The organism is Microbacterium sp. A8/3-1 (assembly GCF_040267695.1).
Classification (GTDB): domain Bacteria; phylum Actinomycetota; class Actinomycetes; order Actinomycetales; family Microbacteriaceae; genus Microbacterium; species Microbacterium luteolum.
The window spans coordinates 2281409-2295061 of sequence record NZ_CP158357.1 but is presented as its reverse complement, the minus strand read 5'-3'; the positions used below and the strand labels follow the sequence as shown (position 1 = coordinate 2295061).

Annotated in this window: 13 protein-coding genes; 11 read left to right on the top strand and 2 right to left on the bottom strand. The window is 69.5% G+C overall.

The features are described from left to right. The first annotated feature begins 44 nt into the window (after nt 1-44). Nucleotides 45-1577 carry a lysine--tRNA ligase gene (gene lysS, locus ABS642_RS11265; protein WP_350350131.1) on the top strand — a complete coding sequence of 511 codons (1533 nt, stop codon included), beginning with the start codon at nt 45-47 and terminating at the stop codon, nt 1575-1577. Nucleotides 1578-1590: 13 nt separating this feature from the next. Here the strand turns inward: lysS and ABS642_RS11260 are convergent, their stop codons facing one another. Then, nucleotides 1591-2709 (bottom strand): DUF4192 family protein, encoded by a 1119-nt coding sequence (locus ABS642_RS11260; RefSeq protein WP_350350130.1) that lies wholly within the window; start codon nt 2707-2709, stop codon nt 1591-1593. A gap of 112 nt (nt 2710-2821) precedes the next feature. Here ABS642_RS11260 and ABS642_RS11255 point away from each other — a divergent pair, with 112 nt between their 5' ends. The 3 genes from ABS642_RS11255 to ABS642_RS11245 all read left to right on the top strand — a co-directional run bounded on the left by ABS642_RS11255 (nt 2822) and on the right by ABS642_RS11245 (nt 5345). After that, nucleotides 2822-2995, top strand: coding sequence for a hypothetical protein (locus ABS642_RS11255; RefSeq protein WP_282214675.1), 174 nt, complete (start codon nt 2822-2824; stop codon nt 2993-2995). A 90-nt stretch (nt 2996-3085) separates the two neighbouring features. Then, nucleotides 3086-4546, top strand: coding sequence for a cardiolipin synthase (gene cls, locus ABS642_RS11250; protein ID WP_282214674.1), 1461 nt, complete (start codon nt 3086-3088; stop codon nt 4544-4546). 61 nt (nt 4547-4607) lie between these two features. Beyond that, nucleotides 4608-5345 carry a hypothetical protein gene (locus ABS642_RS11245; protein WP_350350129.1) on the top strand — a complete coding sequence of 246 codons (738 nt, stop codon included), beginning with the start codon at nt 4608-4610 and terminating at the stop codon, nt 5343-5345. 24 nt (nt 5346-5369) lie between these two features. Here the strand turns inward: ABS642_RS11245 and ABS642_RS11240 are convergent, their stop codons facing one another. Next, nucleotides 5370-6368, bottom strand: coding sequence for a diacylglycerol kinase family protein (locus ABS642_RS11240; protein WP_350350128.1), 999 nt, complete (start codon nt 6366-6368; stop codon nt 5370-5372). Between the two features lie 205 nt (nt 6369-6573). Between ABS642_RS11240 and ABS642_RS11235 the strand changes: the two genes are divergently transcribed. The 7 genes from ABS642_RS11235 to ABS642_RS11205 are packed head-to-tail and all read left to right on the top strand — an operon-like array spanning nt 6574 to nt 13623. Then, nucleotides 6574-7533, top strand: a complete 960-nt coding sequence (locus ABS642_RS11235) for a MetQ/NlpA family ABC transporter substrate-binding protein (protein WP_350350127.1) — start codon at nt 6574-6576, stop codon at nt 7531-7533. Nucleotides 7534-7577: 44 nt separating this feature from the next. Continuing rightward, nucleotides 7578-8603, top strand: coding sequence for a methionine ABC transporter ATP-binding protein (locus ABS642_RS11230; RefSeq protein WP_350350126.1), 1026 nt, complete (start codon nt 7578-7580; stop codon nt 8601-8603). After that, on the top strand, nt 8597-9271 hold the full coding sequence (locus ABS642_RS11225) for a methionine ABC transporter permease (protein ID WP_350350125.1): 675 nt from the start codon (nt 8597-8599) through the stop codon (nt 9269-9271). Before ABS642_RS11230 ends, ABS642_RS11225 begins: the two co-directional genes overlap by 7 nt. Then, nucleotides 9268-10224, top strand: a complete 957-nt coding sequence (locus ABS642_RS11220) for an FAD-dependent oxidoreductase (RefSeq protein WP_350350124.1) — start codon at nt 9268-9270, stop codon at nt 10222-10224. The genes ABS642_RS11225 and ABS642_RS11220 overlap by 4 nt, the downstream gene beginning before the upstream one ends. Nucleotides 10225-10240: 16 nt before the next feature. Beyond that, nucleotides 10241-11434 carry a PLP-dependent aminotransferase family protein gene (locus tag ABS642_RS11215; protein WP_350350123.1) on the top strand — a complete coding sequence of 398 codons (1194 nt, stop codon included), beginning with the start codon at nt 10241-10243 and terminating at the stop codon, nt 11432-11434. A gap of 30 nt (nt 11435-11464) precedes the next feature. Then, entirely contained in the window at nt 11465-12805 is a 1341-nt protein-coding gene (gene serS / locus ABS642_RS11210; protein ID WP_282214671.1) for a serine--tRNA ligase, read from the top strand. After that, nucleotides 12802-13623 carry an HAD hydrolase family protein gene (locus tag ABS642_RS11205; protein WP_350350122.1) on the top strand — a complete coding sequence of 274 codons (822 nt, stop codon included), beginning with the start codon at nt 12802-12804 and terminating at the stop codon, nt 13621-13623. The genes serS and ABS642_RS11205 overlap by 4 nt, the downstream gene beginning before the upstream one ends. The last annotated feature ends 30 nt before the right edge of the window (nt 13624-13653 follow it).

Here is a 13653-nt window from a genome sequence, read left to right as displayed (position 1 = left end):
CGTCGGCTCGGTAAACTGGGGACGACTTCCAAGGAGCCCCGCACATGACTGACGCGTCCGCCGCGCCCGAATCGGCCTCGGCCGACCCTTCGACCGAGGAGGACACTCACGAGCAGAGGACTGTCCGCCTCGCCAAGCGCGAGCGCCTGATCGAGAAGCGGGCGGATGCCGCGGGCGGTGCCTTCCCGGTCGCCGTTCCGGTCACGCACAGCATTCCGGCGCTCCGCGCGCAGTACGACGCGCTGGAGGCAGGAGCCGAGACCGGCGTCGTCGTCGGCGTCGCGGGACGTGTCGTGTTCAGCCGCAACACCGGCAAGCTCTGCTTCGCGACGCTGCAGGCCGGAGACGGCACCCGCATCCAGGCGATGATCTCGCTGGCGAACGTCGGCGACGAATCGCTCGCGGAGTGGAAGGAGTTCGTCGACCTGGGCGACCACGTGTTCGTGCACGGCGAGGTGATCTCGAGCCGTCGCGGTGAGCTCTCGATCATGGCTGACGCTTGGGCGATCGCATCGAAGGCGATCCTCCCGCTGCCCAACGCCTACTCCGAGCTGAGCGAGGAGGGCCGCGTCCGCAGCCGCTACCTCGACCTCATCGTGCGCGAGCAGGCCCGGACCACGGTCAGGGCCCGTGCGGCCGTGAACGCGAGCCTGCGCGCCACCTTCACGGGGCACGACTACCTCGAGGTGGAGACGCCGATGCTGCAGGTGCAGCACGGCGGAGCATCCGCCCGCCCGTTCGTCACCCGCTCGAACGCCTTCGACACCGAGCTCTACCTGCGCATCGCGCCCGAGCTCTATCTGAAGCGCGCCGTCGTCGGCGGTATCGAGCGCGTGTTCGAGATCAACCGCAACTTCCGCAACGAGGGCGCCGATTCGACGCACAGCCCGGAGTTCGCCATGCTCGAGGCCTACCAGGCCTATGGCGACTACAACCAGATGGCCGCGCTCACGCAGGAGCTGGTGCAGCAGGCCGCGATCGCGGTGACCGGGTCGACCACGGTGACCTGGGCCGACGGCACCGAGTACGACCTCGGGGGCGAGTGGGACCGCATCTCGATGTACGAGTCGCTCTCCGCGGCATCCGGTCGCACGGTCACTCCGCAGGACGCGGTCGAGGATCTGATCGCCTTCGCCGAGGCGAGCGGGGTCGACCTCCCGCCGCAGGCCACGCACGGCAAGCTCGTCGAGGAGCTGTGGGAGCACTTCGTGAAGGGCGACCTCGTGCGTCCGACCTTCGTGATGGACTTCCCCGTCGACACCTCGCCGCTGGTGCGCGAGCACCGCTCCATCGCCGGCGTCGTGGAGAAGTGGGACCTGTACATCCGCGGCTTCGAACTGGCGACCGGATACTCCGAGCTCGTCGACCCCGTGATCCAGCGCGAGCGCTTCCGCGAGCAGGCGAAGCTCGCGGCTCGCGGCGACGTCGAGGCGATGCCCATCGACGAGGAGTTCCTGCGGGCCCTCGAGCACGGCATGCCGCCGTCCGGCGGCATGGGCATGGGTATCGACCGTCTGCTGATGGCCATCACCGGGCTCGGCATCCGCGAGACGATCCTCTTCCCGCTCGTCAAGTAGCGGCTCGGCGCGATCATTCCACCGGACCGCGCCGGAACGCCCACTCGGGAAGCATCGCGCCGCCGATCATCGTGCCGAGCAGTTCGGCGAGCCCGTACTGCGGGTCGATCTCGTGCACCATCTCGAGGTAGCGGCCCGCGTGCGTCGACCGTCCGAGGGCCCACGACAGCCACGCCGCCGCGGTGAGCGGCGCGGGCCTCGAAGCGCGGGGCGCTCGTGCCGCCGCCGTCCGGACGACCGAGAGGGCGACACGGAGCCGTTCGACATCGGGAGCGGGACCGCGGCCGAGGAAGACGAGGCCGAGATCATCGGGGACCGTCGCACCGGAGCCGGCGAAGCTGAGCTGCGCGTCGAGGGTGCGCATGCCGCCGGCCAGATCCGTCGCCCACTGCGTGATCGCGACATCGCGGAACAGCGGCCGGTCGAGGCAACAGAGCAGTGCGGCCGTGGCGAACGGCGGCAGCTCGTCCGGCGTGCGCAGGACCGACTCGAAGAACGCCGGGATGTCTTCCAGCATCCCGAGCGACGCGAGCAGGAGGGGATTCTCACGGCCGGTCAGGGGGCTGTGCCCTTCACGACCGAGCAGGTCGGTCAGCTCCTGCAACGCCCGGCCCACGCGCTCCTTCTCGGCGAGGTCGGCGGTCGGCAGCTCGACGCCGGCGAACTGGTCTCCGGACACGTCAGCGTCGGACCGCGGCACGGGCGCGGCCCCGATATCGGAGAGCGCGCCGACCACGGGCTCGTCGACGAGGTAGCTCGACCAGCCGCCCGGGGTCACGCAGAGGGCGTCCACGACGCGGAGCCCTGCGTCGTCTGCGCAGCCGAGCAGCTCGTCGACCGCCACGGCGAACGGCAGGACGAGACCGTCGCGCGTCGGGTGCGCCTCCGCATCGGTGTACACGACGAGGGCGACGGCATCGGTCCCCTCCACGCGGGAGAGCAACCCGACCGCGGCGTCGGCGTACTCCTCGAGGGAGAGGCCGTCATCGGGAAGGTCGAGGCGCATCGCCCCGTAGCTGCGCGAGCCGCGGAAGGGGAGGAGCACGATGCTCTGGCGAGGCGTGAAGCCGGCGAGGGTGGGGACGACGCGGAGGAAGTCGGCGGAATCGGAAGCATGGAGCACGGTGGTCATTCCAGGAGTGTGCGCGAACGGCACAGCCCCGTGGCGCGAAATCGCCTCCTGTGGAGGAGTTCCCTGAACGGCGACGACTGTGCACGAAGAGTGGCTCGCGTACCATGGACCCATGGAGAACTTCTGGCTCGCTGCCGCATGGTCGATCCTGCCGACCATCGGAGTGAGCGTCGTGTTCTTCTTCGTGCTCCGCGGCATCCTCCGCTTCGACCGCACCGAGCGCAAGGTGCACGCGCAGATCGAGGCCGAGGAGCGCGCGGCGCGCGGCCTCCCTCCCCGCCTCTGATCGCGTCCGAGCCATCGGCTACTGTGTAGCCAATACGCGGGTGACCGCGCGAGCCCCCGGTGATCGACGCCGTGGGAGCAAGGGGAGACGATGACGCCGGAGAGCGTGGCCTGGTGGATCGCCGCGTTCCTGCTGCTCCTCGATCTCGTCATCCGCACCACCGCGATCATCGTGATCCCGCGCAATCGCCGCCCCACCGCCGCGATGGCCTGGCTCCTCGCCGTGTTCTTCATCCCCTTCATCGGAGTCTTCCTCTTCCTGCTCATCGGGAACCCACGCCTCCCTCGGGCCCGCCGGCGCAAGCAGGATCAGATCAACGAGTACATCGCGCAGACGAGCGAGCACCTCCACTTCGGGACTCTTCGCCCGCATGCGCCCGGCTGGTTCGGCCCGATCGTGGAGATGAACCAGAGGCTCGGCGCCCTGCCCCTTTCCGGCGACAACGGGGCGCACCTCATCTCGGACTACCAGGAATCGCTCGACGCGATGGCCGACGCGATCCGCGAGGCGCAGGACTACGTCCACATCGAGTTCTACATCCTCCAGTCCGACGACTCGACCGACAACTTCTTCCGGGCGATGGAGGAGATCGCGGCTCGTGGCGTCGAGGTCCGCGTGCTCCTCGACCACTGGGCGAACCGCTGGAAGCCGCGCTACCGCGCGACCGTCAAGCGGCTGAACGCCATGGGCGCCGACTGGCAGCTGATGCTCCCAGTGCAGCCGCTCAAGGGCAAGATGCAGCGGCCCGACCTGCGCAACCACCGCAAGCTCCTCGTCGTCGACGGGAAGGTCGCCTTCCTCGGGTCGCAGAACGTCACGGCATCGACCTACAACCTGCCGAAGAACATCAAGCGCGGCCTGAACTGGGTCGACCTCATGGTCCGCATCGACGGGCCGGTCGTGCTCAGCGTGAACGCGATCTTCCTCAGCGACTGGTACAGCGAGACCGACGAGGTGCTCGAGGAGATCGACATCGCCCATGCCGACATCGGCTCGGGCAACCTGGACTGCCAGGTGGTGCCATCGGGTCCCGGCTTCGAGGTCGAGAACAACCTGCGTCTGTTCCTCGGCCTGCTCTACGCGGCCAAGCACCGCATCATGATCGTCAGCCCCTACTTCGTCCCCGACGAGGCGCTGCTGCTCGCCGTCACCGCCGCGGTCGACCGGGGTGTCGAGGTCGAGCTGTTCGTCTCAGAAGAGGGCGATCAGGCGATGGTGTACCACGCCCAGCGCAGCTACTACGAGGTGCTGCTCAAGGCGGGGGTGCGCATCTGGATGTACCGCAAGCCCTACATCCTGCACACGAAGAGCCTCACGATCGACGACGAGGTCGCCGTCATCGGCTCCAGCAACATGGACATGCGCTCCTTCGGTCTAAACCTCGAGGTGTCGATGCTCGTGCGCGGCGAGGAGTTCGTCTCGGAGATGCGCGCTGTCGAGGACAAGTACCGCTCGTTGAGCCGTGAGCTGACGCTGGAGGAGTGGATGCAGCAGCCGCTCCGATCGACGGTGCTCGACAACCTCGCCCGCCTCACCTCCGCCCTGCAGTAGCAGCCATGCCCCTGTCGGGCTCGGGGGTGAAACCGGAATATCGGACGGGTACCCTGTGACCATGGCCACACGCACGCGTCTCGCAGCCGTCCTCTCGTCCCTCGCCGCGGTCGTGCTGCTCAGCGCGGGCTGCACGGCGACGCCAGGTGCCGTGACGCCGACGAACTCGCCGGTGCCGAGCTCGACGACCGGTGACGATGCGGGCGACATCGAGGGCGTGCTCCTCGACGAGGGTCGCATGTTCGCCGTCGTCACCTGGGGATCGTCCAGCTGCATCCCGCAGGTCGACGAGGTCTCGGCGGACGGCCAGACGGTCACCCTGAACCTCGTGGATCTCGACGCCGAAGACGGCAAGGAGAAGGTCTGCACCGCCGACTTCGCTCCGCGCGCGAGCATCGGGGCTCTCCCGGAGGGCGTCGATCCCACGGCCGAGATCACCCTGCAGGTCACCTACGGGGACATCGTGGACGATGTCGAGCTCGACGGCGACCCCGCCTTCACCGGGAAGCCGGGAACCTCGACGGAGTATCAGCCGTCGGCCGGCTGGTTCGACGACGAGAGTCTGGTGCTGCTCACCTGGGGTTCCTCGGGGTGCCCTCCGGTCGTCGAGTCCGTCGAGGGAGCAGGCAATGCGGGCACGGTGACGTTCGTCACGGATGCCGACCAGATGTGCACCATGGACATGGCGCCGCGGCTGACGATCATCGCGTTCCCGGACGACGACGTGGACGATGACGACTTCACCCTGACGCTCTCCGGCGGCGGCCTCGAGGGCGCCGTGAAGGTGCACAGCAGCTGACCGACGCCTGGGGGTTCCGCGGACTCAGAGCATCGACACCGGGTGCCCGGCGGGCAGCGCGAGCAGCAGCGCGCCGGGGTCGGCCCGACAGGTGATGCGCACCGCCTCGCCGAACTCGTCTCCGTCGAGCTCGACGGGCGTCGGACCGGGCGCCGCGGCCTCCGCCGCCGCCCCGCGGAAGTAGTGCACCGAGGCGTCGCGGCCGCGGCGCTCCAGGACGCGGCGTCCGGCCCGGGAGCGCCGCAGGACCGAGTTGTCCCACCAGATCTTGCGCCACACGCCGAGCCAGCCGAGCACCCCCGTCGGCTGGATGACGGCGACGTCGAGCGTCCCGTCGGTGATGGAGGCGTCGGGGATCAGCGCGATCCCGGCCGGGAGCGTCCCGCAGTTCGCGAACAGGATGCTGTGCACCTTCGTCGAATGCAGGCGTCCGTCGTCGATCTGGTAGACCGCGCGGAACGGCCGGGCCCGCGGGAGCGACCGGGCCGCCCCGTCGACGTACGCGATCCAGCCGACGGACTTCTTGAGGTCGGAGCGCGTGTTCGCGATCATGTCGGCGTCCAGGCCGATGCCGGCGAGCACCACGAACGCGTGCTCGGACTCCTCGCCGTCCGCGCGGCTCACCCGCGCCCAGCCGATGTCGATCGGATGCCGGAAGTCGCCGAGTGCCGCGCGGATCATCTCCCGCGGATCCCCGAGCGGGAGTCCCAGGTTGCGCGCCAGCAGGTTGCCCGTGCCGCTCGGCAGGATCGCCAGCGGCACGCCGGTGTTCGCGATCGCCTCGGAGACCGCGCGCACGGTGCCGTCACCGCCCGCCACGAGCACGACGTCGACGCCACGGGCCAGGGCCTGCGCGGTCGCCGTCTGTCCGGCATCCTCGATGCTGGTCGGGTAGAAGGCCGGATGCTCCCAGCCGGCTTCCCTCGACAGATCGCGCACCGCGGCGCGGAGACGCTTGCCGTCGACCTTGATCGGGTTGTAGACGAGCGCCGCCTGTCGTCGGGCGGAATCGCTCGTGGTCATGGCGCTACTCTAATCCCGCCATCCGCCCCTCCTCTCCGGCGGCGCGGGCCCCGTGTTTCCGTGCATTACCTCCGGGATCGTGCCGCCCCACGCGGCGCAGCTAACGTCGGAAGCCATCCCGCACCTCTCGCACAGCCGTCCCGATCGGCTGGCCGCGCACGATGGACGCACTCCCGACGATCCGCCCACCTCGCAGGAGCCCGACATGTCAGAGCAGAACCAGACCCAGAACGAGATCGACGCGCACCTCGCGAAGCAGAAGTCGCGCACGCGGCTGTGGCTGATCGGCGGCGCCGTCGCGGTCGCCGCCATCGCCGCCGCGATCGTGATCCCGATCGTCGTGCAGAACTCCGCGCCGCAGGCGGAAGGTGACGGTGCGGAGGAGCTGATCCCGCTGACGATCGCCGACACCGCGCAGAGCGATTTCCAGGACGCCATCATCGAGGTCGGCAAGGAGAACGGGCTCGACCTCACCTTCGTGAACTTCGACGACCCCTACCTGCCGAACACCGCCCTCGTCGAGGGGGAGGTCGACGGCAACTCGTTCCAGCACGTCGCCTGGCTCAGCCAGTTCAACAAGGAGAACGACGCCGACATCACCCCGGTCTTCTCGACCGTGATCTCGGCATGGGGGCTCTTCTCGGACGATCTCGACTCGGCCGACAGCATCCCGGACGGCGCCAAGGTCGCGGTTCCCGACGATCCCGCCAACTTCTCCCGCGCGCTCTTCATCCTGCAGACGGCCGGGGTCATCGAGGTCGACGAGAACGCCGGGGTGTTCCCCACCGAAGAGGACATCACGGCCAACCCGCGGGGCATCGAACTCGTGCGCATCGCCCACGAATCGGTCCAGACCAGCTATAGCGACCCGACGATCGCCGCGGTCGTGATCGCGACCGACGACTTCGACCCCGCCCTCGAGATCACCAGCGACGACGCCCTCGTCCTCGAGGATTCCTCCGCCACCACGTCGAGCCCCTACGTGATCGTCGTCGCGACGACCGCCGATCGTGCCGACGACCCGGCGTGGGCGCTGCTGGAGAAGACCTACCGCGACAAGCGCGTCGTCGCTGCGCTCGAAGAGGAGAAGCGCGGAGAGGCGACGATCGTCGAACTGCCCGTCGATGACCTTCGCAAGGCGCTCGCCGAGCTCGTCGCCCAGTAGTCCACCGCGGTGCGGAACGGCCGCGCGACCAGACAGAGGATCGAATGACAGAGCGCATCCAGCTGTCCGGGGTGTCGAAGGACTACCCGGCCCGGGGGAAGGGCGACCCCGTCCGTGTGCTCCGCGACGTCGATATCTCGGTGCGCGCGGGCGAGGTCTACGGACTGATCGGACGATCGGGAGCCGGCAAGTCGACGCTGCTCCGCATGATCAACGGACTCGAGGCTCCGACCGAGGGGCGTGTGCTCGTCGACGGCGTCGATGTGCAGGCGCTGCCGCCCGTCGAGCTGCGCACACTGCGGCACAGCATCGGGATGGTGTTCCAGCAGTTCAACCTCTGGAACTCGCGCACGGTCTTCAGCAACATCGCCACCCCTCTCAAGCTCGCCGGCTGGAAGGACGACGAGATCTCGCGGCGGGTGGCCGAGCTGCTCGACTTCGTGGGACTCGGCGGCAAGGCCTTCGCGCGTCCGCGGCAGCTCTCCGGCGGTCAGAAGCAACGCGTCGGCATCGCTCGCGCGATCGCGGCGAAGCCATCGGTTCTGCTGGCCGATGAGGCCACGAGCGCGCTGGACCCCCAGACGACGACCGAGATCGTCGATCTGCTCCGATCAGTGAACCAGGAGTTCGGGATCACGATCGTGGTGGTGACGCACGAGATGGACGTGATGAGCCAGCTCGCCGACCGCGTCTCGATCCTCAGTGACGGCGACGTGGTGGAGTCGGGCGACATCCACCAGATCCTCGCCCGACCCCAGCATCCGGTGACGGCGAACCTCGTCGGCTCGTACACACGCACCTTCCTCAGCGATGATCAGCGCGCGGAACTCGCCTCGAGCTTCGCCGGTCGGCGCATCTCGGTGGCGATGGACGGCGCGGTCGCGGAAGGCCCGCTGCTCTCGTCGCTCGCCCGCATTCACGAGGTCGACTTCTCGATCATCCAGGGCGGCGTCGCGCGCGTGAAGAACCTGCCGTACGGCCAGCTCAGCCTGGCACTGCACGGCGAGGACGCCGCCGTCGACCGGTTCGTGGCGGCGCTGTCGACCAAGACGGAGGTGACAGCATGGTGAGCTTCGACGTCCTCGACCTCGAGGTGGTGATCCCCAAGGTCGCCCGCGCTCTCGGGGAGACGCTCTTCATGGTCTCGGTCGCGTTCTTCCTCGCCTCCGTGATCGGCCTGATCCTCGGGATCTTCCTGTACGCCACCCGCCCGGGGCAGCTGCTGCACAGCCGCATCGTGCACACGACCCTGAACATCGTCGTGAACACGCTCCGACCGATCCCGTTCATCATCCTTCTCATCGCCCTGACGCCCCTCACGCGCGCCCTCATCGGTACGAGCATCGGCCCCGCCGCGGCGATCCTGCCGTTGACGATCGCGGCGTCCGTCGGCATCGCGCGCGTGGCGGAGTCGAACCTCGTCGCGGTCGATCCCGGCGTCATCGAGGCGGCGAAGTCCTTCGGCGCCTCGCCCCTGCACATCCTCTTCGGCTTCGTGGTGCGCGAGGCTTTCGGGCCGCTGCTCCTCTCGCTGACGTTCATCTTCGTGGCGCTGATCGACGCGACAGCGGTCGCCGGTGCGGTCGGCGGCGGCGGACTCGGAAACCTGGCTCTCACTTACGGCTATCAGCGCTTCGACTACGCCGTCATGATCCTGATCATCATCGTGCTGATCGCGCTCGTGCAGCTGGTGCAGTTCATCGGCAACCGGATAGCCCGACACTTCATTGACGGATGACGTCGACAGCGCGCCGCGACCGTGCCGCCCGCCGACGTGTCGTCGTCGTGGGTGCGGGGGTCGTCGGCGCGTCCGCGGCAGCGCGGATCGCCGAGCGCGGGTCGGATGTCGTGCTCCTCTCCGCCGAGCCGGCCGGGAGCACGGCGGCGTCGCGCGCGAGCTTCGCCTGGGTGAACGACCACGGCAAGGAGCCGGAGGCATATCGGCGGCTCAACGCCGACGGCCGACGCCGGCACGTCGAGCGGTCGGCTGCGCACAGCATCCCGTGGTTCGTCCGCACGGGCGCCGAGATCGACGGCGTCACGTACCCCGACGACGGCTACGTCGACGTGGCTGCCTTCCTGGCAGCGCAACTCGACGACCTCCGCCGCGCCGGCGGCACCGTGCGCGACTCCACGCCCGTCGCCTCGCTGGAGCAGGTGCGCGTCCTCGTCGGCCCGGTGGACGCGATCGTCGTGGCTGCCGGCACGGGCACGGCGGCGATGGTCGCGCCCGTCGCCCCGACGGTGCCGCGGCTCTCCTCCTCGACCGGTGACGACGGGTTCCTCGCGCGGATCGAGGTCGGCGAGCATCCGATCGACCGCATCCGCTCGCTCGAAGGTCTCCAGGTGCGCCCCGACGGCGACGGGCGGATCGCCGCGCAGAGCCTGCGCATCGAAGCGGACTTGCGGCGCGCCGGCATCACGGCGTCCGTACGGACCGTCTGGCCCGCTCTGCGCGACGAGATCGAGGGCGCTCTCGGATGGCACCTCCCGACGGGGGCGTGCGTGCGGGTGGACCACGCCGTGCGGCCGCACGCCGCCGACGGTTCGCCGCTCCTCGGTATCGTCGCGGAGGATGTCTATGTCGCCCTCACCCACAGCGGCGTGACGCTCGCCGCTCTGCTGGGCGAACTGATCGCCCGAGACCTCGACGGCGATGCCGATCCCCGGCTCGCCCCTTTCCGCCCCTGAACCGATCGGACGCTCCATGACCGACTCCGCACCGACCCCGAGCGCCCTGCTGGCCGGGCTCCCTGCGCGCCAGGGATTCGGCGACGCGACCCTCATCCGACTCGCACCGGGCTCGATCGACCTCGGCGGCGGCAACCCGGCCACGGAGCTGCTTCCCCTGGACATCTACCGCGACGCCTTCCGCGCCGTCACCGAGAGCGCGTCCTTCGGACCGCTCCTCAAGTACACACCGGCGCCCGGGCTCCCGCAGCTCCGCGCGGCCATCGCCGCACGCGAGGGCGTATCTGCTGACCGGATCCTCGTGACGAACGGCGGGGCGCACGGCCTCGCGCTCGCCGTGCTCAGCACACTCGATCCGGGCGACCTGATCGTGGTCGACGATCCGGTGTATCCGCTCTTCCTCCGCGTGCTCGACCTGATCGGCGTCGAGGTCGCTCCGGTCGCGGTGGGGCCGGACGGTATCGACGTCGACGAGCTGGAGCGCCGCCTTCGCGCAGGACTCCGCCCGAAGGCGCTGTTCACCGTCCCGACGTTCCAGAACCCGTCCGGCGTCACCCTGAGCGCCGAGAAGGAGGCGGCACTCGTCGGGCTCGCCGAGACCTACGGGTTCACGATCATCGCCGACGATCCGTATCGCGCGATCGCTTTCCCCGGCGTCACGGTGCCCGATCGTCGTGCCTTCCGCGAGTCCGACAGGGTGATCGCGGTGAACACGTTCTCGAAGACGCTCGGGCCCGGACTGCGGCTCGGCTGGATCGTGGCGGCGGCGGCGCTCTCGGAGCCCGTGACCCGTCTGCGCAACCGCCTCGACGGTCAGACCAGCGGCATCCTGCAGGCGGTCGTCGAGCGGATGCTGGGCGACGAGCGGCTGGACGCATCGATCACCGCGGCGAGCACCGGCTACGCCCGAAAGGCCCAGGTGCTGATCGCAGCGCTGCGGACGGAGTTCGGCGACGCGGTCGAGGTGGCGGAGCCTCAGGGCGGGTTCTTCGCCTGGGCGCGCGTGCGCGGCGACCTCGACTTCGCGCAGCTGTTCGAGGCCGCGCAGGATCGCGGCGTCACCTATCAGAGGGGCGAGTGGTTCGCGGCGGCGGGGGAGGGGTTCCGCGGCTTCGCGCGACTGTCGTTCTCGGAGGTGAGCGAGCAGGATCTGAGCGAGGGCGTGTCGCGTCTCGCTCGGGCGTGGCGGGAGCTCGCCGGGCGCGGCTGAAGCCCCGGGCACGCGCTCTAGACTTGGTGGATGATCGACCTCGCACTCCTCCGCGACAATCCGGAGATCGTCCGCCGTTCGCAGGTTGCCCGTGGAAACGACCAGGGCACCGTCGACACCGCGCTCGAGGCCGACCGATCGCGCCGCGCCGCGCTGACGACGTTCGAGGAGCTGCGCGCCGAGCAGAACGCGTTCGGCAAGCAGGTCGCGAAGGCGCCGAAGGACGAGAAGGCGGCTCTCGTCGCCCAGGCCAAGGAGCTCGCCGAGCGGGTCAAGCAGGCCCAGGTCGCGGCGAACGAGGCGGTGGAAGCGGCATCCGTCGCCCTCGCCCGGATCGAGAACGTCGTGATCGACGGTGTGCCGGCCGGCGGCGAGGCCGACTTCGTCGAGCTGCGCCGGGTCGGCGACGTCCCCGCGTTCGACTTCGAGCCCCGCGACCACCTGGAACTCGGCGAGCTCCTCGGTGCGATCGACATGGAGCGCGGTGCGAAGGTGTCGGGCGCGCGCTTCTACTTCCTCCGCGGCATCGGCGCCCGCCTCGAGATCGCCCTCATGAACCTGGCGCTCGACAAGGCGCTGCAGAACGGCTTCGTGCCGCTGATCACGCCGACCCTCGTGCGCCCGGAGATCATGCAGGGCACCGGCTTCCTCGGCGAGCACGCCGACGAGGTCTACCACCTCGACAACGACGACCTCTACCTCGTCGGGACCAGCGAGGTCGCGCTCGCCGGGTACCACAAGGACGAGATCGTGGATCTGAACGACGGCGCCCTCCGCTACGCCGGCTGGTCCACCTGCTACCGCCGGGAGGCCGGTTCGCACGGCAAGGACACCCGCGGCATCATCCGCGTCCACCAGTTCAACAAGCTCGAGATGTTCGTCTACACGAACCCCGAGGACGCCGAGGCCGAGCACCTCCGCCTCGTCGCGCTGCAGGAGGAGATGCTGACCTCGCTCGGCCTCGCCTACCGCGTGATCGACGTCGCGGCCGGCGACCTCGGATCGAGCGCCGCGCGCAAGTACGACATCGAGGCCTGGGTTCCGACCCAGGGCGCGTTCCGCGAGCTCACGTCGACCTCGAACTGCACGACGTATCAGGCGCGGCGACTCGATGTGCGGCATCGTCCGGCCAGCGACCCTTCGACAGGCTCAGGGACCCACGACAACAAGACGCAGCACGTCGCGACGCTCAACGGCACCCTCGCCACCACGCGCTGGATCGTCGCGCTGCTCGAGACGCACCAGCAGGCCGACGGCTCCGTGCGCGTGCCCGAGGTGCTGCGACCGTACCTCGGAGGACTCGACGTCATCCGCCCGCTCGGGTGGGTCGACGATGCCGCCCTTCGACAGGCTCAGGAACCCACTTCATGAGCGAACCCTGGCTCGTCGGCCTCGATGTCGACGGCACGATACTGCTGCAGGACGAGACGATGAGCCCCGGCGTGCCCGAGGCGATCACCCGTGTCAGGGAAGCCGGGCACGAGGTCACGATCGCCACCGGCCGCAGCTGGATGGCGACGCGACGCTACGTCGAGGAACTCGGCCTGACGGCGGAGTACGTCGTCTGCTCCAACGGTGCCGTGACCATGCGCCGCGTCGACGGGGAGTGGGAGCGCTGGAAGATCGAGACCTTCGACCCGCGGCCGGTCCTCGCGCTGCTGCAGGAGCGCCTGCCCGACGCGCGCTACATGGTCGAGCTCGCATCGGCGCAGCGTCTGTACACCGCCCAGCTCGACGACTGGACCCTCGACGGCGGCCGTCAGGTCGACTTCGACGAGCTCGGAGCCGAGCCGGTCTCGCGCATCGTCGTCGTCTCGCCGGGGCATGACGAGGAGGACTTCCACCGGCTGGTGTCGGATGCCGGACTGAACGAGGTCTCCTACGCGATCGGCTGGACCGCTTGGCTCGACATCGCGCCGCAGGGCGTCGACAAGGGCACGGCGCTGGAGCAGGTGCGCACCGCGCTCGGCGTCGACGGCAGCCGCGTGTTCGTGGCCGGGGACGGCCGGAACGACATCGGCATGTTCAGCTGGGCGCGGTCCCACGGGGGCCGCGCGGTGGCGATGGGGCAGGCTCCGGACGAGGTGAAGGATGCCGCGGGCGAGATCACGGACGACGTGGTCGACGGCGGCCTGGCGGCTGCTCTCGACACGCTTCCAGCACCCGCCCAGGTCGACGCGTCAGAATAGAACTCGGCTAGACTCACGCGTTGTCGGCAG

Coding starts and splice junctions, on each gene's coding strand:
- ABS642_RS11205 (WP_350350122.1), top strand. CDS start 12,802: ATGAGCGAACCCTGGCTCGTCGGCCTCGATGTCGACGGCACGATACTG.
- ABS642_RS11215 (WP_350350123.1), top strand. CDS start 10,241: ATGACCGACTCCGCACCGACCCCGAGCGCCCTGCTGGCCGGGCTCCCT.
- ABS642_RS11225 (WP_350350125.1), top strand. CDS start 8,597: ATGGTGAGCTTCGACGTCCTCGACCTCGAGGTGGTGATCCCCAAGGTC.
- ABS642_RS11255 (WP_282214675.1), top strand. CDS start 2,822: ATGGAGAACTTCTGGCTCGCTGCCGCATGGTCGATCCTGCCGACCATC.
- ABS642_RS11245 (WP_350350129.1), top strand. CDS start 4,608: ATGGCCACACGCACGCGTCTCGCAGCCGTCCTCTCGTCCCTCGCCGCG.
- serS (WP_282214671.1), top strand. CDS start 11,465: ATGATCGACCTCGCACTCCTCCGCGACAATCCGGAGATCGTCCGCCGT.
- ABS642_RS11220 (WP_350350124.1), top strand. CDS start 9,268: ATGACGTCGACAGCGCGCCGCGACCGTGCCGCCCGCCGACGTGTCGTC.
- ABS642_RS11240 (WP_350350128.1), bottom strand. CDS start 6,368: ATGACCACGAGCGATTCCGCCCGACGACAGGCGGCGCTCGTCTACAAC.
- ABS642_RS11260 (WP_350350130.1), bottom strand. CDS start 2,709: ATGACCACCGTGCTCCATGCTTCCGATTCCGCCGACTTCCTCCGCGTC.
- lysS (WP_350350131.1), top strand. CDS start 45: ATGACTGACGCGTCCGCCGCGCCCGAATCGGCCTCGGCCGACCCTTCG.
- ABS642_RS11230 (WP_350350126.1), top strand. CDS start 7,578: ATGACAGAGCGCATCCAGCTGTCCGGGGTGTCGAAGGACTACCCGGCC.
- ABS642_RS11235 (WP_350350127.1), top strand. CDS start 6,574: ATGTCAGAGCAGAACCAGACCCAGAACGAGATCGACGCGCACCTCGCG.
- cls (WP_282214674.1), top strand. CDS start 3,086: ATGACGCCGGAGAGCGTGGCCTGGTGGATCGCCGCGTTCCTGCTGCTC.